Raw genomic sequence first — 1362 nt, forward strand, 5'->3', positions numbered from 1 at the left:
ATCCGGGCCATCCCGTTGTGCCGCATCGGAGGGACTGGCGGAACGCCGCGCGCTTCCATCTCCGTGCGGATGGCATCGGCATCGCAGCCGCGATCGGCCTGAAGAACTCTCGGCGCCGGTGCCGTCGCAGGCCGGCCCGGAGACGATGGCGCTGGCAACCGGGAGACCGGCGTCGCCGGTGCGGCGGTGCATTCCGGTCGAAAGCCCGCCTCGCGGGCGGCCGGGCGCCTGCCTCGGCGCCCCCCTGCCTGAAGTGTGAGAAAGGGCGCGCGGAAGGGAGCCCCGCCCGGCCTTGCCGACGCAGGCACGCGTTATGGCGGCGCGGTTGCCGCGGTGCGGGGCCGGCCCGCCGGCGGGTCGCGCGGCGGCGCGGCCTGTCCGTTCGGTGCCGTCGCCGGCCTTGCTGTCAGCCCGGCTGCTTCAGGCCGAAGGCCGGGTGATGGATCAGTTCGCCGCGCGGCGCCGGGCCGTCGAAAGGCAGGGCCTGCACCACCTCGGGGGGACACCCGGTCACGCCCAGCCCCGGGAAGGCGCGGAAGCCGAAGCGGCTGTAATAGGCCGGGTCGCCCACCAGCGCCGCGCCGCGGCTGGTTTCCCGCAGCCGGCGCAGCGCCTCTGCCATCAGGGCCGAGCCGACGCCCTGACGATGCCTTGACGGCAGCACGACAAGCGGACCGATCAGACCCCAGCCGCCTTCATCCCCGATCCGCGCCTGCGAGGCTGCCAGATAGCCAATCACCGCGCCGTTCTCCTCTGCCACGAGCGAGAGCGTGAGCGCGCCGTCCGCGCGCAACCCTTCGACGATGCCCGCCTCAGTGCCCGAGGCCTGCGGGAGCATCCGCATCGCTTCCGTCACAAGCCGGCTGATGGCCGGACTGTCGCTCACGGTTTCATTACGGATCAGCATGCCATTACTCCCGATGCCCGCACTGCGCGGACGAAGGCCCGGCCGGCCTCCGAAGCCGGCCGGCCGTTCGCGTCGCAACCGGTTGAAAACCGCCCGGCCCGCCCTTGCAAGCACAAAGCGCGTTTAGGCGGGCCTTTTCGGCCGCTGCGCCGGCCGGCAGAGCGGCGTGACAGGGCCGGTTCCACACCGTGCCCGGACGACCGGAGCGGCCTTGTCGCCGCCGTCCGCCAACCGGCTGCCGTGGCCCTCACGCCCGGCTGAGCGCGCTGCCGGCCTCATATTCGGTGACGCGGATCCCGAAGACGTTCCTTTTCGTCTTCAGATCCGTCGTTTCGCTCATCCACGGGAAGGGATTTTCTGCCTCGCCGAACACCGGTTCCCGTCCGAGCCGGGCGCAGCGGCGGTTGGCGATGAAGTCGCATGCAGCGGTCCGGCAGCCCGGCGTTCAGCCCGAC

At 72.2% G+C, this 1362-nt stretch carries 1 protein-coding gene; it reads right to left on the reverse strand.

All coding sequences use genetic code 11. The features are described 5' to 3' along the window. Nucleotides 1–406: 406 nt before the first annotated feature. Entirely contained in the window at nucleotides 407–907 is a 501-nt protein-coding gene (locus V7067_RS15805; RefSeq protein ID WP_334176862.1) for an N-acetyltransferase, read from the reverse strand. Between the last annotated feature and the right edge of the window lie 455 nt (nucleotides 908–1362).

The organism is Pseudoxanthobacter sp. (genome assembly GCF_036822375.1).
GTDB lineage: Bacteria > Pseudomonadota > Alphaproteobacteria > Rhizobiales > Segnochrobactraceae > Pseudoxanthobacter.